This is a genomic window from Streptomyces sp. NPDC013157 (assembly GCF_042899865.1).
In the GTDB taxonomy this organism is placed as follows: domain Bacteria; phylum Actinomycetota; class Actinomycetes; order Streptomycetales; family Streptomycetaceae; genus Streptomyces.
Map to the genome: position 1 here is coordinate 323,797 of NZ_JBIBAK010000011.1, position 16,186 is coordinate 339,982.

At 70.3% G+C, this 16,186-nt stretch carries 14 protein-coding genes; 11 read left to right on the forward strand and 3 right to left on the reverse strand.

Features of this window, described 5'->3' with window-relative positions; translation table 11 throughout:
• The first annotated feature begins 294 nt into the window (after window positions 1-294).
• Complete coding sequence (locus ACFY6U_RS30855; RefSeq protein WP_390043485.1) at window positions 295-783, forward strand: hypothetical protein; 489 nt, start codon at window positions 295-297, stop codon at window positions 781-783.
• Between the two features lie 111 nt (window positions 784-894).
• On the opposite strand, the gene ACFY6U_RS30860 is transcribed toward ACFY6U_RS30855, so the two are convergent.
• The gene (locus tag ACFY6U_RS30860) at window positions 895-1,245 is read right to left on the reverse strand and encodes a hypothetical protein (protein WP_390043427.1); all 351 of its coding nucleotides are present in this window, start codon (window positions 1,243-1,245) and stop codon (window positions 895-897) included.
• A 79-nt stretch (window positions 1,246-1,324) separates the two neighbouring features.
• Here ACFY6U_RS30860 and ACFY6U_RS30865 point away from each other — a divergent pair, with 79 nt between their 5' ends.
• From ACFY6U_RS30865 to ACFY6U_RS30880, 4 genes are all read left to right on the forward strand, one after another.
• The gene (locus tag ACFY6U_RS30865) at window positions 1,325-1,972 is read left to right on the forward strand and encodes a hypothetical protein (protein ID WP_390043487.1); all 648 of its coding nucleotides are present in this window, start codon (window positions 1,325-1,327) and stop codon (window positions 1,970-1,972) included.
• Between the two features lie 4 nt (window positions 1,973-1,976).
• Complete coding sequence (locus ACFY6U_RS30870; RefSeq protein ID WP_390043429.1) at window positions 1,977-2,447, forward strand: hypothetical protein; 471 nt, start codon at window positions 1,977-1,979, stop codon at window positions 2,445-2,447.
• 219 nt (window positions 2,448-2,666) lie between these two features.
• Complete coding sequence (locus tag ACFY6U_RS30875) at window positions 2,667-7,322, forward strand: RHS repeat-associated core domain-containing protein (protein ID WP_390043431.1); 4,656 nt, start codon at window positions 2,667-2,669, stop codon at window positions 7,320-7,322.
• 3 nt (window positions 7,323-7,325) lie between these two features.
• Complete coding sequence (locus tag ACFY6U_RS30880) at window positions 7,326-7,793, forward strand: hypothetical protein (RefSeq protein ID WP_390043433.1); 468 nt, start codon at window positions 7,326-7,328, stop codon at window positions 7,791-7,793.
• Between the two features lie 154 nt (window positions 7,794-7,947).
• Here ACFY6U_RS30880 and ACFY6U_RS30885 read toward each other — a convergent pair whose 3' ends face one another.
• Together ACFY6U_RS30885 and ACFY6U_RS30890 are read right to left on the reverse strand one after the other, a co-directional pair.
• The gene (locus ACFY6U_RS30885) at window positions 7,948-10,743 is read right to left on the reverse strand and encodes a poly(A) polymerase (protein ID WP_390043435.1); all 2,796 of its coding nucleotides are present in this window, start codon (window positions 10,741-10,743) and stop codon (window positions 7,948-7,950) included.
• Window positions 10,744-10,746: 3 nt separating this feature from the next.
• A complete protein-coding gene (locus ACFY6U_RS30890) occupies window positions 10,747-12,399 on the reverse strand; it encodes an RNA ligase family protein (RefSeq protein WP_390043436.1) in 1,653 nt (550 codons plus the stop codon).
• Between the two features lie 539 nt (window positions 12,400-12,938).
• On the opposite strand from ACFY6U_RS30890, the gene rpsJ reads away from it, so the two are divergent.
• From rpsJ to rpsS, 6 genes are read left to right on the forward strand one after another with little or no spacing between them, the layout of a single operon-like run.
• Window positions 12,939-13,247, forward strand: coding sequence for a 30S ribosomal protein S10 (gene rpsJ / locus ACFY6U_RS30895; RefSeq protein ID WP_003948644.1), 309 nt, complete (start codon window positions 12,939-12,941; stop codon window positions 13,245-13,247).
• Window positions 13,248-13,263: 16 nt separating this feature from the next.
• A complete protein-coding gene (gene rplC, locus ACFY6U_RS30900) occupies window positions 13,264-13,908 on the forward strand; it encodes a 50S ribosomal protein L3 (protein ID WP_046732368.1) in 645 nt (214 codons plus the stop codon).
• Between the two features lie 8 nt (window positions 13,909-13,916).
• Entirely contained in the window at window positions 13,917-14,573 is a 657-nt protein-coding gene (gene rplD, locus ACFY6U_RS30905) for a 50S ribosomal protein L4 (RefSeq protein ID WP_390043438.1), read from the forward strand.
• Window positions 14,573-14,992, forward strand: coding sequence for a 50S ribosomal protein L23 (gene rplW / locus ACFY6U_RS30910; RefSeq protein ID WP_390043439.1), 420 nt, complete (start codon window positions 14,573-14,575; stop codon window positions 14,990-14,992). The genes rplD and rplW overlap by 1 nt, the downstream gene beginning before the upstream one ends.
• Before the next feature lie 38 nt (window positions 14,993-15,030).
• Entirely contained in the window at window positions 15,031-15,867 is an 837-nt protein-coding gene (gene rplB / locus ACFY6U_RS30915; RefSeq protein ID WP_093499642.1) for a 50S ribosomal protein L2, read from the forward strand.
• A 12-nt stretch (window positions 15,868-15,879) separates the two neighbouring features.
• Window positions 15,880-16,161, forward strand: coding sequence for a 30S ribosomal protein S19 (gene rpsS, locus ACFY6U_RS30920; RefSeq protein WP_023547380.1), 282 nt, complete (start codon window positions 15,880-15,882; stop codon window positions 16,159-16,161).
• Window positions 16,162-16,186: the final 25 nt, after the last annotated feature.

The window sequence follows — 16,186 nt, forward strand, 5'->3', positions numbered from 1 at the left end:
ATGCTGGTGGGGGTGGCCCTCGACGCGGGTACGGACGCGGTTACGGGCGCGCCCCAGGTCATCGAGATCCTCACCGCCGCCTGCGACCTGGCGGACCCGGCCGGGAACGTCACCCCCCACCACGTCCACCGCATGTGGCGAGTCGCCCGGCTGCCGTCGGTGCTCCGCCCGGGCTCGTCCACTGCGGACCACGTCAAGGCGGGACTCCGGTCGTACGACGGGACGCTGGAGGAACTGCTCGGCGGCGGTCCGCCGCAGCGTGGCTACCGCTATGTCGGCCCAGCCGAACTCGCCGTGACGGCAGGGCGATCCGCGGCAGCCGGCACCCGGATCGCCTCCGTGACCGACTTCGAGTCGTGGGCCGCTCGGCAGTCACCGGCGGAGCTGGCCGAGCCGTTCACGTACGTCGTCGGTCTCGACGGTCGGCTTCGGCTGGCCCCCCGCCGTAGCGAACACGTGGCCTGCGCGGGCGGCGCGGCCGTGCTCGGCGCCGGGGAGATCACCTTCGTACGCGAGGCGGGGCGGTGGGCGGTGAGCGAGGTCAGCAACCAGTCGACGGGCTACTGCCCCGACGTCACGTCGTGGCCCGCGGTGGCCCGCGCACTCGACGGCGTCCCGCTCCGTCGCCCCGCCGCCTTCACCCACGAGGTGGTGTTCCGCCGCTGCCCGTTCTGCTCGGAGCACAACATCGTCCGGGAGGCCGACTTCGTCTGTGTCTTCTGCGGCGGCGAACTGCCCGAGGCCTGGAACGTGGACGACCTCGGCAGGTCGGCTCGCCCGTGAGGCGTCGAAACGGACCTCCGTCGCCGGAGCCACCACGACCGACCGCCCGCGTACCGGACGACGGAGAAGGACCCCGGGGAAGGACCGGAGAAGGACCCCGGAGTACGCGGACTACTCCGCCTTGTCCCCGCCGCCACCCTGTTGCTGCTGCTGGCCCTCCGGTCGCACCGCGTCCTTCGCCTTCTTCGCGAGGTCGTCGTCCAGTTTCTTGAACTCGCGGACCACGGTGTCGGACATGTCGGCGAGGGAGTCGATCTGCTTGGTGATGTCCTCGCGCCCGTCGTGCCAGTTGGACTCGAAGTCGTCGAGGGCGTCGTAGACCGTGCCGCTGCCGACGTCGTCCTTGTAGGACTCGAACATCTTCTTGGTGTGGTTGAGGCGTTCCTTGATGGAGCGCAGCTTGCGGCCGTAGTCCTCAAGCTCGCTCAGCGGTATGGCGAGATCGCTCTTGCCGTTGCCCACGTGACCGTCCCCCGTTCGCGCGTCTCGTAGTCTGGGCCGCACCGTATATCAGATCATCGGGGGAGGGGTGGCGTACAGCATGGCCCGCTACATGGAGACGCTCACGATCGAGCGCGGCGGCTTCCGGATCAAGGTGCCGGAGTCGTGGTGGGAGTTCGACGTGCGGCCGGAGTCGCGGGACGACTCGATCCGGCGGATGGTGAACGAGCGCATCGCCCAGTACCCGGAGCTGGCGCAGTACCGGGACACGTACGTCGGCTTCCTGCGCAAGTCCGCGGCCGACGCGTGGAAGTCGGGCGCGATGTACTGCGGCTGCATGGCGGAGAGCTTCGGCGGAGACACCCCGATCACCGGTTCGGTCACGGTGTCGCTGGTCGGCGGCCGTACCCGTGAGGGCGCGCCGCTCTCCAACGACCCCGCCGCCATCGCCGCCCAGCTCGCCCCCAAGGAGGCCCACCGGGAGGGCGACTCCTGGCGCAAGGTGACGACCGTCGACATCCCCGGCGTGGGCGCCGCCGCGCGCACCTACGGGATCGAGGACATTCCGGTCCCCGAGGACAGCCTGGGCCGCACCATCCGCGCGGTCCTGATGCAGACCTTCATCCCGGTCCCCGGCCAGGAGGGCAAGGTCGCCCTGGTCGCCGGCAGCAGCCAGGTCCTCGATCTCGCCGACTCCTTCTTCGACATCTTCGACGCGATCACGTCGACGTTCCGGTTCGCGGACTGACCCTTTGCGGGGGGAGACGCGGTGGCAGACCGGCGAGGGTCTGCTGGGGCTCGACGACCCTGCGGAGTGGGACGCCGCGTTCGAGCGCGGCGAGGATCATCTCGGTACGGCGGTGATCGGGCTGGCTCTCAACTGCCCGTTGGAGGAGGCGTCGCCCCGGATCGTGAGGGCGATGAAACTCCCGGACCACGAGGAGCGGGGGTACGCCTGCACGGCGGCGGGCACCGCTGCCCGCCTCAACGGCCGAGTGACCCCGGAACTGTTTGCCGCGCTGCGCGCCGAGGGGCCGGTCGGTACGGCCGAGGACGCGATCGGCGACACACTCACCTTCGTGCCGTTCCGGGACCTGCCACCGTGGTTCAAGCGTCGGTGGGTGTACGTGACGGTGCGCGGCACGCTGGAGTACTGGTGGCTGCGGTATACGGACGCGGTCGAGGACGGTCGGCGGATCCTGCGTGGACGCCGCCCTCGCTGAGGGACTGAAGCGGATTGTTCTGCACCCCCGGGTAAGCGACTTGATCTACTACTCGGACCCGGAACTCACGGCCGAGGAAGTGGTGGACCAGGCTCTGGCCTACCGCCCGATCGCGTTGTGAGCCTGACCCGCCGGGCTTCACCTCGAACGGCCGTTCCTAGTAAGTTCGCGTGTGCACAGGCTTGTTGACGGGGCGTACGCGACGGGGGTTGCGGGGACATGGCGGGGTATCGACCGGCGGACTGGCATCCACTCGACCTGGACAAGGACCCGACCCCCGGTGACCCGCAGCGCGTCCGCACTCTCGCGCAGCAGCTGCACGCCTTCGCCGACGACGTCTCCGACGCGCTCCGCCTGGTCAAGGGCATGGCCGGCGAGGACACGCTCCTGCAGTGGGCGGGCAAGTCGGCCGAGGTGTTCAAGGAGCAGTTCAAGGACGTCCCGAAGAACCTGAAGAAGCTGAAGAAGTCCTACGAGATGTGCGGTGACGCCCTCGCGGACTACTGGCCCAAGCTGGAGCGGGCCCAGGCCCTGGCGGACAAGGCCCTGGCGAAGGCGAAGGAGGCGCAGTCGGACCTGTCCTCCGCCAAGTCCCGCCTCTCGTCGGCCGATTCCTGGGTCACCCGGGCTACGAAGGAAGCGGACAAGTACAAGGACGACCCCACCGGCAGCAAGTCGGACGCCGACAAGCCCGACGAGGGGAAGGTGCGCGCCGCCACACGCGACGTGCAGAGCGCCAAGTCGGCCCACACCAAAGCCCAGTCGGACGTCACCACCGCCCAGAGCGCCCTCGACGCCGCGAAGAAGATGGCCGAGGACGCCCGGAAGATGCGCGACGACGCGGCCGGGGAGGCGAAGCGGAAGATCGACGAGGCGTCGGACGCCGGGATTCCGAACCGGCACTGGTGGCAGGACGTCGGCCACTGGTTCGAGGACAACTGGGACACCATCGTCACCGTCTGCAAGGTCGTCGTGGCCGTGGTCGGTGTCATCGCGATGATCATCGGCGGGCCGATCCTCGGTGCGATCGTGCTGGTCGCCGCGCTCGTCGTCCTCGCGGACACCCTCTACAAATACTCCCAAGGCCAAGCATCCCTGTGGGACGTGGCGTTCGCGGCCATGGACTGCATACCCGGCGGCAAGGGCATCACCAGCCTCGGAAAACTCGCCAAGGGCATGCGGGGACTTGGCAAACTGGGGCTCAAAGGCATGGCCGAGGCCGTGCGTGGGCTCGGAACTCGTGGCCTGACCAGTCTGCGCTCCGGGATGACGGATCTGGTCGCCAGGGGCAAGGCACTCGCAGGGCGTTGCCCGGGCGGCGATCCGATCGACCTGGTGTCGGGCGAGATGCTCATGGTCGCTTCAGATGTGACGTTGCCGGGCATCCTGCCGCTCGAAGTCAAACGGACGCATCTGTCCACCTACAGCTACGGCAGGTGGTTCGGCCCGTCCTGGGCATCGACGCTCGACGAACGACTGGAGGTGGACGACCAGGGGATCGCCTTCGCCTCGGACGACGGAATGCTGCTCGCCTACCCCCGGCCCGTACCTGGCGAACCCGTGTATCCGCTGGAAGGGCCCCGCTGGCCGTTGGAGTGGGACGGAAACCCCGGCGGGCAGATGACCATTACCGATACGGAGACCGGGATCACCCGCGTGTTCCAGCCGGACGGTGCGCCGGGTGCCGACGGCAGCACAGTGTTCTCCCTGCACAGCCGGAGCGACCGCAACGGACATCGCCTCGACATCGAGTACTCGGCTGCCGGGGAGCCGGTGGCCCTGCACCACAGCGGGGGGTACCGCGTCGCGATCGAAACGGAGGCCGGGCGCATCGCAGCGCTGCGACTGGCGGAAGCGACCGGCTCGGACGACGCGACTCTGGTGCGCTACGCCTACCGCGACGGCGACCTGGTCCAGGTGTACAACTCCTCCGGGCTGCCCTTCCGGTACGCCTATGACGACCGGGGGAGGATCACCAGGTGGGAAGACCGGTGCGGTTCCTGGTACGAGTTCGAGTACGACGAAGAGGACCGCTGCGTACGCGGCGCGGGTGCGGACGGTTTCCTCGACTGCCGGCTCACGTACGACCGTGAGGCGCGCCGGACCGTGTACTCCGACTCGTTCGGACACGCCACGGTGCACGAGTACAACGAGCGGCTGCAGCGTACTGCGGTCATCGACGCGCTCGGGAACATCACGCGATACGAATGGGATCGCCGGGACCGGCTCGTAGGGCATACGGACGCGCTGGGCAACAGCACGCGTTATGCCTACGACGCGGCCGGAAACCTGGTCAGCATCACGAGCGCCGACGGCACCACCGCTCGGGCCGAGTTCAATGAGCAGCGCCTTCCAGTGCTGACCGAGGCCGCCGACGGCTCCTGCTGGTCCTACGCCTACGACGACCGTGGCAACCGCACGTCGGTCACCACTCCACTCGCGGAGACGACCCGGTTCGCCTATGACGGCAAGGGAGCGCTGACCGAGATCACCGATCCGGCCGGAGCGGTCACAAGGGTCGAGACCGATGCACGTGGGCTCCCCGTGAAGTCGGTCGACCCCCTGGGCGGCACAGTGCAGCACACACGGGACGCTTTCGGCCGGGTCTCCGAGATCCGGGACGCTCTGGGCAATGTGACCCGCCTGACCTGGAACGTCGAGGGCAAGCCCCTGTCGCGGACCACGCCCGACGGCGGCAGGGAGGTCTGGGAGTGGGACGCCGAGGGGCGTCTCGTGCGCCACACGGATGCCGCCGGCTCCATCACTCGTTTCGGGTACACCCATTTCGATCTTCCTGCCTGGCGGTCCGATGCCGACGGCCGGCAGCGGCATTTCCGCTACGACACGGAACTCAGACTGGTAGGCGTCACGAACGAGCAGGGCCTCAGGTGGGAGTACCGATTCGGCGCCACGGGGCTCCTGGAGTCGGAGACCGACTTCAACGGCCGCACGCTGTTCTATTCGTACGATGCCGCCGGCCGACTCGCCCGGCGCACCAATGGCGCCGGGCAGGTCACGTCCTACGAGCGTGACGCGGTGGGCAGAGTCGTCGGCAAGACCACCGCGGAGTCCTCGACGACGTTCTCCTACACGTCGAGCGGACAGGTGTACCGGGCCCGATGCGGCGATGTCGTCGTGGAGGCGGAGCGCGATCCGCTCGGACGGGTACTGAGCGAGACGACCAACGGCCGAACCATCAGTCACGCCTATGACCGACTGGGCCGCCGCACGGTGCGCAGGACGCCGTCCGGAGCGGAGAGCCGGTGGGAGTACTCGGAGCGGAGTCTGCCGTCGAGGCTTTCGAGCGCCGGCCACGAGATCGTCTTCCGGCACGACGAAGACGGCAAAGAGGTGGTCCGGGACTTCGGCGATTCCCTCCGCTTGGAGCGTCACTGGGACGAATGCCGCCGCATGACGTCCCATGTGCTGCGGGCACCTGACGGCCACGGCCTCGGCGACGAGAGCCGGGTCGTCAGCCGCCGCGACTACATGTACGGAATCGGTGACCGACTGACCGAAACACGCGACCTCCACGGTGGCCGGCAGCAGTTCCGGCACGACGAGCGCGGTCGCGTCGTGGCGGTCGACGGTGACTCCTGGCAAGAACGCTACGCGTACGATGCCGCGGGCAACCCGACGTCCTCGTCCTCGTCACCCACGGGCCGGGCGGACGGGGAGAAGGCCCGGCACACGTATGCCGGGAACCAGGTTCGTCGCGCGGGCAGGAGGTCGTACTCGTACGACGGCCAGGGCCGGGTCACCCGACTGGTGCAGCGGACACTGTCCGGGGGCCGCCGGGCGTGGTCGTTCAGCTGGGACGCGGACGACCGGCTCACCGGCATGACCGGCCCAGACGGTCGTCGCTGGAGCTATGACTACGACCCGTTCGGACGCCGCACGGAGAAGCGGTGCCACGCCGAGGACGGGCAGGTCATCGAGCGGACCGTCTTCACCTGGGAGGGCCAGCGCCTGGCCGAGCAGTCCCGCTGGAGCGACGCGGGCGAGCACACGGTCACGTGGGAGTACGAACCAGGTACGCACCGACCGATGGCACAGGCGGAGCGGACGCGGTCGCGCGAGCTGCCTCAGGAGGAAGTCGACGAGCGGTTCTTCGCCATCGTCACGGACGTCGTCGGCACGCCTGTCGAACTGATCGGTCTCGACGGCACGGTGCGGTGGCGGGGCGGATCCGGTCTCTGGGGCGACGAACGGGCCCTCGACACGGCCGCGGCGGGCGGGCTGTCGTGCCCGCTCCGCTTCCCCGGGCAGTACGCGGACGAGGAAAGCGGCCTGCACTACAACTTCCACCGCTACTACGACCCGCACAGTGTCCGCTTTCTGACTCCCGACCCGCTCGGGCTCCATGCAGGGCCCGACCACTACGCCTACGTCTCCAATCCCCATCTCTGGGTCGATCCGCTCGGCCTGCAGCGGTGCCCGACGTTCGTGGGCATCCAGTGGATGACCGACAAAATGCTGCAACGCGTTTCATTCCGCTACCAACGGTTCGTCACGCACACGGACTACGAGCAGGTGTGGCGCCTCGGAGACGGTCGTGAGGTACACGTGGACGGTGGTCCCACCGCGGACGGCTTCATCGTCGAGGCGAAGTGGACCGGTGGTGACCATCCGGGTGAGTGGGCGGCGTCTCAGTACAATCCTGCGCATCGTCACTACGACGAGGACCGGATCACCAGTCAGGCAGAGAAGCTCCTGGCGCTGAACGAAGGACTGGGCGGCAAGGGGGTGCGGTATGCCACTTCCCACCCGGAAGGAGCCGAGCACCTCCGGGATCTTTTCAGCAGCAAGTTCCCAGACGAATTCGCCGATGGAAGGCTGAACGTCTTCCACGTGCCGGGAAACGGAATGGATTGAGGCGTGGACGAGGTCGTTGCAGTTCTGGAACTCCTGGCCGACGACGAGGCCCTGACGGGTGAGGGGATCGTTGCCGTCCTGGAACGGCTGGGCTGGGGCGTGGCGCGCCAGGTGCCGGGTGCCGCGTTCGCCCGTGTCTGGCGCAAGAACGACCTCCTGGCGGGTATCGAGGGGGACGCCCCGCAGGTGCGCCTCGCTGTCACCCTGTGGGAGCGCGAGGTCGACGAGGAGGCCGGCTTCGACGCGCTGGAAGCGCTGTACGACGAGTCCGCGCAGGTGGTCGGACGGATCGCACATGAGGTGGAGACCGGTGTCCTTGCCGGGCGCCTCGTCCGACCGGACGGTGGCCGGACGCAGGGCATCGACTACATCGAGCAGCGGGCCTGGGTCCTGGGCCGCCGGTCGCTGCTCGTCGGTGCGGTCCAGGACGACACGGAACTCCCGGTGAGGGTCGACGCCGTCGTTTCATGAACCCGGGCGTGCGGTGAGTACCGGCGCGATGTCTGATGTGCCGCAGCGGAATCCGGCGGTGTACCGGCTCCTGCCGAGCACGGCCGATTTCCAGCTCCTCCACTTCGGAGACGACGTTGTGGACCTCCTGCGCCGGCAGCGCGGTGGCTCCGAGTCAGCGCAGGGTCGGCGCCCCGCCCCCTTCGGCCCGCGTCAGCGTGACTCCGGTCAGGCCGCGCAGTCGGCGCTCCGCGAGGGCCGCGAGATGGTCGGGGGCCGGCGGGGTGCAGCCCAGGCCGATGGCGTAGCGGACCGGGTTCGTGGTGAACGGGCGGGGCCAGGCGTGGCAGTCGGGGACCGACGTGGAGAGGTCGGTGAGGAGGGCTCGCATCCTGCCCCGCACCCGGCCCTCGTCCGCGTCCGGGCCCACCGTCAGGACCGCCCAGGCCGCGTGGCGGCGGTGCAGCGGCGGCGGGGCGAGGAGTTCGGCCCGGGGGTAGGGGTCCGTGGTTCCTTCCAGCAACTCCCAGGCGCGGAACAGCTCCTGGGCCACCAGGTCACGCATGCCCGCCGTCACCTGGTCGGTGCAGGGGCGTACGGGGTCGGAGGGGGTCGTGACGGTGAGGGGGAGGAGAGGCGGGGTTCGGTCGGTTGTCCTGCCTACCGGTTCCCGCCAGTCCCAGGCCGCCCACGTCGCGAAGAAGTGCCGTAGGAGATCGCCCGGCGCGAGGTCGCCGGCCTCGGCCGTGGTGCGGGCGGCCAGGACGGACCAGGCCAGGCCCGGCAGGCCTCCGAACGGCGCCGAGTCCAGGCCCCGGGCCTTCGCCCATGCCTTGACCCGCGTGGCCAGCCGGGCGAAGGCAGGCCCGTGCCCGCCCACCGAGGCCAGCACCGCGTCGGCGTCGCTCACGGCGCTGAGCGCGAGCGCGGCCGCCTCGCCCAGCTCGGCCCGGCGGGTGACCGCCTCGGCGGGGTCCGTCGAGCCCGTGGTGACCACGGCCAGGTCCACGTCGAGCCCGTTGATCCGCAGCCGCAGACCGGGTACGCGGGCCCCGACCACCTCCCGCACGTCCGTCGCCTCGGGGAGAGCGGCGGCCAACCGCGCCCGTACGGCGGGGAGTCCGACCGTGCCGGGCAGTACCGCGACCAGGTCCAGGTCCGCACCGGGCAGTGCGCAGCCCATGCGCCGGGAGCCGACGACATGGACGACACCGTCGGAGAACGCCTTCTCGATGCGGTGGGTGGTCTCCTCGGCAACCCCTGCCAGGTCCTGGGCCACGCCCTGCGCCGCCTCCTCCGCCCACCGCACCTCGCCCGTTCCCAGCGTCACCGTGGCCCGCACCCGCATCGGCTCGTGCCCGCGCCGCGAGAGCAGGGCCAGCTCGCCGACCCTGACCGGCATCGGGGCGAGCCGGGCCGCGCAGGCGTCGGCCAGGGTGTTCGGGTCGGTGGTGCGGCCCAGGCTCAGGTGCGGGGTGAAGCCCGGGTGCCGGCCGCCGCAGCGGGGGAAGTGGCGCAGGAGCGTGCGGTACAGGTCGGCCCAGGGCTCCTCACCCGCGGCGGTGGGGTCGAGCCAGACGGTCGCGTCGTCCCGGTGCCCGAACCACTGCACCCCCTCCAGCCGGGCGTCGAAGGGAGCGGTGGCGGCCGTCGCGAGCACCGCCGCCGCCCGCTCGAAGGCGTGTTCCGGTACGAATCCGAAGAGCAGGTTCACATGCGGGGGCCAGCGGCGGATCTGCGGGTCGTGGTCCCGGCGGATCTCCTGCAGCGGGGCCCACAACTCCTCGGGCGGCAGCCACGCCAGCGCCGTCCGGGGCGTCGGTCCTTCGGCAAGGGTCTCCAGGGCGTCCGCCTCCGGAGCGCCCACCGCGAGCTCGGCAAGGACACCGTAGTGGTCGGAGATGTACGTCCCCTCCGCCGACGGCACGTCCCCGCGGAGTTCGGCGTGCCGTACCCGCAGCCCCTCGCCGCGCAGCAGCACCCGGTCCAGCCGCGAGGCCCGGCCCGTCAGCGACGAGATCGCGGCCAGCGGATTGCCGCCCGGGTCGAAGGTCGGGGTCGTGTCGTCGGCGCCGTGCACCTCGCTCCACGCGTCCCGCAGGCCCAGCGTCAGCTGCGGTGTGCCGCCGCCGTCGTTGAAGTCGCCCATCAGGAGCAGATCGGCGTCCACGCCCGCCAGGCCCTCGGCGACGCGGGTGAGTTCCGCCGTGCGCCGGTCGGCGCCGTTCTCCGAGTGGTCGCTGCTCAGATGGGTCGCCGCGATGACCACGGGCCGTCCGCCCGCCGCCACGACGAGGGCGGTCACCGCCTTGTGCGGGCCCAGTTCGTGGTGCGCGGCCTCGATGACGGGGAGCCGGCTCAGGAGCAGCAGACCGCACGCGTCGACGTCCCGCCCACGCGGGTCCGTGCCCAGGGTCCAGCCCGTCCGCACCCACTCCTCGCCCAGCAGCAGGGCGAGGAGTTCCGCCTCGACCTCCTGCAGCGCGATCACGTCCACGTCCGTGTCGCGCAGGGCCCGTGACAGGAGAGGTCTGCGCCTGGCGGTGTCGATGCGGTCGGCGTCGTACCGGTCCCAGAGCGTGTTCCAGGTCAGTACCCGCACACCCCCGGATGCCCGCACACCGCCGGACGTGTCCCCGCGCCGCGAGGGCACGGGCGTCCAGTCCGCGCCGTCCCACGCGTACGGCGTACGGGCCGTGAAGAACGGCGCCCGGAGCAGCCGGGCCTCGCGGACCCGTCCCGCCTGCGTCGCGTCGATCCGGTCCGCCCCCGTGGCCCGGTCCCACACCACCTCGCCGTCGGCCTCGATGAACAGCACCCGGTGCCAGGGGATCTCGCCCCCGGGCACGAACGCGGGCAGCGGGACACGCTTGGGCGCGGCGCCGCGCTGGAGGACGCCGAGGACGAAGCGGGCCGGGTCGAAGCGCGCGTCCCAGCGCACCCGGTGGTAGATCTCCTCGCTCGTACGCACGCGTCAGACCTCTTCCTCGACGGTCCCGGCCGCCCCGATGTACCAGGTGCGATGAGCGTCGCCGGGATACGGCGGGACGAAGCGCCGCAGCTGGCCGGTGAGCACGTCGGGCGGCACCGGGTGCTCGCGGCGGGCGTTGCGCCGTACCAGTTCGTCCTCGTCGACCAGCACCACGGCGTGTGTGATCAAGGCGTCACGGCGGTGGGCGATCCCGTGTACCAGCGAGCGCTGCTGCTTGGTGAGGGACGTGGCGTCCCACACCACGGTCCCGCCGCCGGCCAGGGCCCGGTCCAGCCGGCCGAGCCCCTCGCGGAGGACCTCGCCGTTGGCCCGCTGGTCGGCGCGTGAGCCGCGTGCCTCGCGCAGGTCGTCCAGGGAGACGTACGCGTCCACGCCCGGGAGCCCCCGTGCGAAGGTGCTCTTGCCGCTGCCGGCCGGACCGACCGTCTGGACCAGCTTCGGGAACGCGCCGGACCGCCAGCGCCAGGTCGCGGCGACGGCCTCGTCGGCACCGCCGATGCGCCCCAGCGCGTACGCCTCCCGGGCCTCGGCCCGGCACCGGGCGGCCGTGTCGGCCGGCAGCCCGGCGAACGCCTCCCGCAGCCCGGGGGGCCGCACGTCCTCGGCGTGCAGCGCCGACCACTCCACCTGTTCGCGCACCGCGTCCGTGTGCGCGGTGGCCCGGGCCACCGCATGCAGCAGACCCAGGTCGGCGGCGTACGACAGGCGCACCAGACCGGCCCGCCGGTCCTCGTCCGGATACGGCCGGTGCAGCGCCGGGTACAGCCCCACGAGGTCGGCGACCCGGCGGGCGAGCGGTACGCCCGCCACCGTGGCGAGCCGCGCCGCCAGCCGCCCCCGCCGCACCCCGTGCAGCAGCGCGGCCAGGACGCCGGCCAGCAGGTCGTCCCCGGACCGCCCCGCCGGATCGAAGCGGCCGACGGCCCGTGCGTCCCCCTCGCCGGGCAGCCCCACGGCCTCCTCCAGCGCCCGCACGTCGACGGCCGCTCCCGATCGCACCGCCCACAGGGCCGCCCCGGCCCCGAGCCCGTTCTCGACGACGGCCGCGTGCATCCAGTGCGTGTCCGTCCGCACATGTCCCGCCCGCACCCACTTGGCCACGCGCTCCCCGAACTCCTGCGCGTCGAACCCGTCCGCGACCCGGACCACGTATCCCTCCTGGCGCCCGGGATCCAGCCGCAGAGCGCGCAGCGCCCGCTCGTCGAACACGCCTCGCCACAGCACCCGGGGAACGGGAACGCCGAGCCCGCGCAGGAAGACCACCGTCCGGTCCCACCCCAGGCAGCGGCCCTCTCCGTCCCACACGGAGAAGCCGTAGAAATAGCTCTCCAGGTCGTCGTACGCGATCGAGTGCCGGGCGAACACGTTCTCCCCGCACACCCGCCACCCCTCCGGGACGGCGTGGCCGATCCGGGCCTGGAGTGCCTTGACCCAGGTGCGGGAGGGATGGTGGGCCGAGTCCAGGGAACGGGCGTGCAGGCCGTCGGTGTAAAGGGTGGTGTTCTCGCCGTCGAGCTTCTCGGTCACGACGACCTCGCGGCCACGCAGGCCGGACAGGTCGGTGACCCGGAGGTCGTCGGAGGTCGCGCCGGGCGACCAGGGCAGATGCCGGGTCCGTGGATAGTGCGTACGCATGGTGAGCGTCCCCCGTGACAGCTGTCGTGCCTGTTCAGCGTAGGGGTGCGGGGTGGCGGCGGGCGAGCGGATTACGGTGCGGCCGGGACCGGCCGAGGCCCTCGGGAACGCCGCTGCGGAGGGCCCCGGTTTGACCTGCGTCACTCCGGGGGTATGCTCCCCGGCCCGATTGGCCAGCCCCCCGCCCTCTGTGGCAGACTGTCGGAGTTGCTCGGTCGAGTGTTGATGCTGCGCGCCTCCCGCCGGGAGGACCGGAAGCGAGTCCCACAGTACTCGTCGTCCTAACTGCCACCACGGCAGCACTGGGGCGGACGTACGGGAATCTTCCGGGAAGTGCGGTGCGGCACCGGCCAGGCACCCGGTGGGCCTTTCGCCCCCGGCTTGCGGTTCCGGAAGGGCCGTGTGCATTCCCCGCAGGGATGTTCGAACAAGGGGCATCTGTGTCAGCGGGAGCGCGACACGCCCGACCGCGTGGGTCGGAGAAGGATGGCGGAACCGCCGGGTTCCAGAGCGTGCAGAGACAGGACTACTGAGTAGCCATGGCGGGACAGAAGATCCGCATCCGGCTCAAGGCCTACGACCACGAGGTCATCGACTCCTCGGCGAAGAAGATCGTCGAGACGGTGACCCGCACTGGTGCGTCGGTCGCGGGCCCGGTGCCGCTGCCCACTGAGAAGAACGTGTACTGCGTCATCAAGTCGCCGCACAAGTACAAGGACTCGCGCGAGCACTTCGAGATGCGCACCCACAAGCGCCTGATCGACATCCTCGACCCGACCCCCAAGACCGTTGACTCTCTGATGCGACTCGACCTCCCGGCCGGTGTCGACATCGAGATCAAGCTCTGAGGCCGGTGATCTGAGAATGGCTAAGCAGATCAAGGGCATCCTGGGCGAGAAGCTCGGCATGACGCAGGTGTGGGACGAGAACAACCGTGTTGTTCCGGTCACCGTCGTCAAGGCCGGCCCCAACGTCGTCACCCAGGTCCGTACCAACGACGTCGACGGCTACGAGTCGGTCCAGATCGCCTTCGGCGAGATCGACCCGCGCAAGGTGAACAAGCCCCTCAAGGGCCACTTCGCGAAGGCCGACGTCACCCCCCGTCGCCACCTCGTCGAGATCCGGACGGCCGACGCCGCCGAGTACACGCTCGGTCAGGAAGTCACCGCCGAGGTCTTCGAGGCCGGCGTGAAGGTCGACGTCACCGGCAAGAGCAAGGGCAAGGGCTTCGCCGGTGTCATGAAGCGTCACAACTTCAAGGGCCTCGGCGCCGGTCACGGCACCCAGCGCAAGCACCGCTCGCCCGGTTCCATCGGTGGCTGCGCCACCCCGGGCCGCGTGTTCAAGGGCCTCCGCATGGCGGGTCGCATGGGCAACGAGCGTGTCACCACCCAGAACCTGACCGTCCACGCCGTTGACGCGGAGAAGGGTCTGCTGCTCATCAAGGGCGCGGTTCCCGGTCCGAACGGCGGCCTCGTCCTGGTCCGCACCGCGGCCAAGGGGGCCTGAGGTAACCGATGAGCACTGTTGACATCCTTTCGCCTGCCGGCGAGAAGACCGGTAGCGTCGAGCTCCCCGCGGAGATCTTCGGCGTGGAGAAGGTCAGCATCCCGCTGATCCACCAGGTCGTCGTCGCGCAGAACGCGGCCGCCCGCCAGGGCACGCACAAGACGAAGACCCGTGGCGAGGTCCGTGGTGGTGGCAAGAAGCCTTACCGCCAGAAGGGCACCGGCCGCGCCCGTCAGGGCTCGACCCGCGCGCCGCAGTTCGCCGGCGGTGGCGTCGTCCACGGCCCGCAGCCGCGTGACTACTCGCAGCGCACCCCCAAGAAGATGAAGGCTGCCGCTCTGCGTCACGCCCTCACCGACCGGGCGCGTCACAACCGCATCCACGTCGTCACCGGCGTGGTCGAGGGCGAGACCCCCAGCACCAAGGCCGCCAAGTCGCTGTTCGGCAAGATCTCGGAGCGCAAGAACCTGCTCCTGGTCGTCGACCGCGCCGACGAGGCCGCGTGGCTCTCCGCCCGCAACCTGCCCCAGGTCCACATCCTGGAGCCGGGCCAGCTGAACACGTACGACGTGATCGTCTCGGACGACGTGGTCTTCACCCAGGCCGCTCTCGAGTCCTTCGTCGCCGGCCCGAAGGCCAACGACACCGAAGGGACCGAGGTCTGATGGCTATCCGTCACCCGAGCATCGCCTCGAAGGCCGCCAAGGCGGCCAAGGCCGCGCGCGTCGCCAAGGCGCGCCGCCACGAGGCCGAGGGCAAGAACACCGTCGAGACGCCGCTCAGCAAGTCGTACACGGACCCCCGTGACGTGCTGCTGAAGCCGGTCGTCTCGGAGAAGAGCTACGCGCTCCTGGACGAGAACAAGTACACGTTCGTCGTCGCCCCGGGCGCCAACAAGACCCAGATCAAGCAGGCCGTCCAGGCGGTCTTCTCGGTCAAGGTCACCGGGGTCAACACCCTCAACCGCCAGGGCAAGCGCAAGCGCACCAAGACCGGTTTCGGTCAGCGCGCGGGCTCCAAGCGCGCGATCGTGACCCTCGCTGAGGGCGACCGTATCGACATCTTCGGCGGTCCGACCGCGTAAGCGGGTCGGATCGTCCGATATCGGACGAGGACTGAGAAATGGGAATCCGCAAGTACAAGCCGACTACGCCGGGCCGTCGTGGCGCCAGCGTCGCCGACTTCGTCGAGGTCACGCGGTCCACGCCGGAGAAGTCGCTGGTCCGCCCCCTGCACAGCAAGGGCGGCCGTAACAACGCCGGTCGTGTGACCGTTCGCCACCAGGGTGGCGGACACAAGCGCGCCTACCGAGTGATCGACTTCCGTCGTCACGACAAGGACGGCGTGCCGGCGAAGGTCGCGCACATCGAGTACGACCCCAACCGCACCGCGCGCATCGCGCTGCTGCACTACGCGGACGGCGAGAAGCGCTACATCCTCGCCCCGCGCAACCTGCAGCAGGGCGACACCGTGGAGAACGGTCCCGGGGCCGACATCAAGCCGGGCAACAACCTGGCCCTCCGCAACATCCCGGTCGGTACCACGGTCCACGCGATCGAGCTCCGTCCCGGTGGTGGCGCCAAGTTCGCCCGTTCCGCGGGTGCCTCGGTGCAGCTGCTCGCCCGTGAGGGCGCCATGGCGACCCTCCGTATGCCGTCCGGCGAGATCCGCATGGTGGACGCGCGCTGCCGCGCCACCGTCGGTGAGGTCGGCAACGCCGAGCAGTCGAACATCAACTGGGGCAAGGCCGGCCGCAAGCGGTGGCTGGGCGTCCGCCCGACCGTCCGTGGTGTCGTCATGAACCCGGTCGACCACCCGCACGGTGGTGGTGAGGGCCGGACCTCCGGTGGCCGTCACCCCGTGTCCCCGTGGGGCAAGAAGGAAGGCCGTACTCGTTCGCCCAAGAAGGCGTCGAACAAGTACATCGTCCGCCGCCGCAAGACGAACAAGAAGCGCTAGGAGCGGGTTTAGATGCCGCGCAGTCTCAAGAAGGGGCCCTTCGTCGACGACCACCTGATCAAGAAGGTGGACGCCCAGAACGAAGCCGGCACCAAGAACGTCATCAAGACCTGGTCCCGTCGCTCCATGATCGTGCCGGCCATGCTCGGCCACACGCTTGCGGTGCACAACGGCAAGACCCACATCCCGGTGTTCGTCACCGAGTCGATGGTCGGCCACAAGCTCGGCGAGTTCTCGCCGACGCGCACCTTCCGGGGTCACGTCAAGGAAGACCGGAAGTCGAAGCGCCGCTAGTAGCGGATCGCATTCAGACACGTAA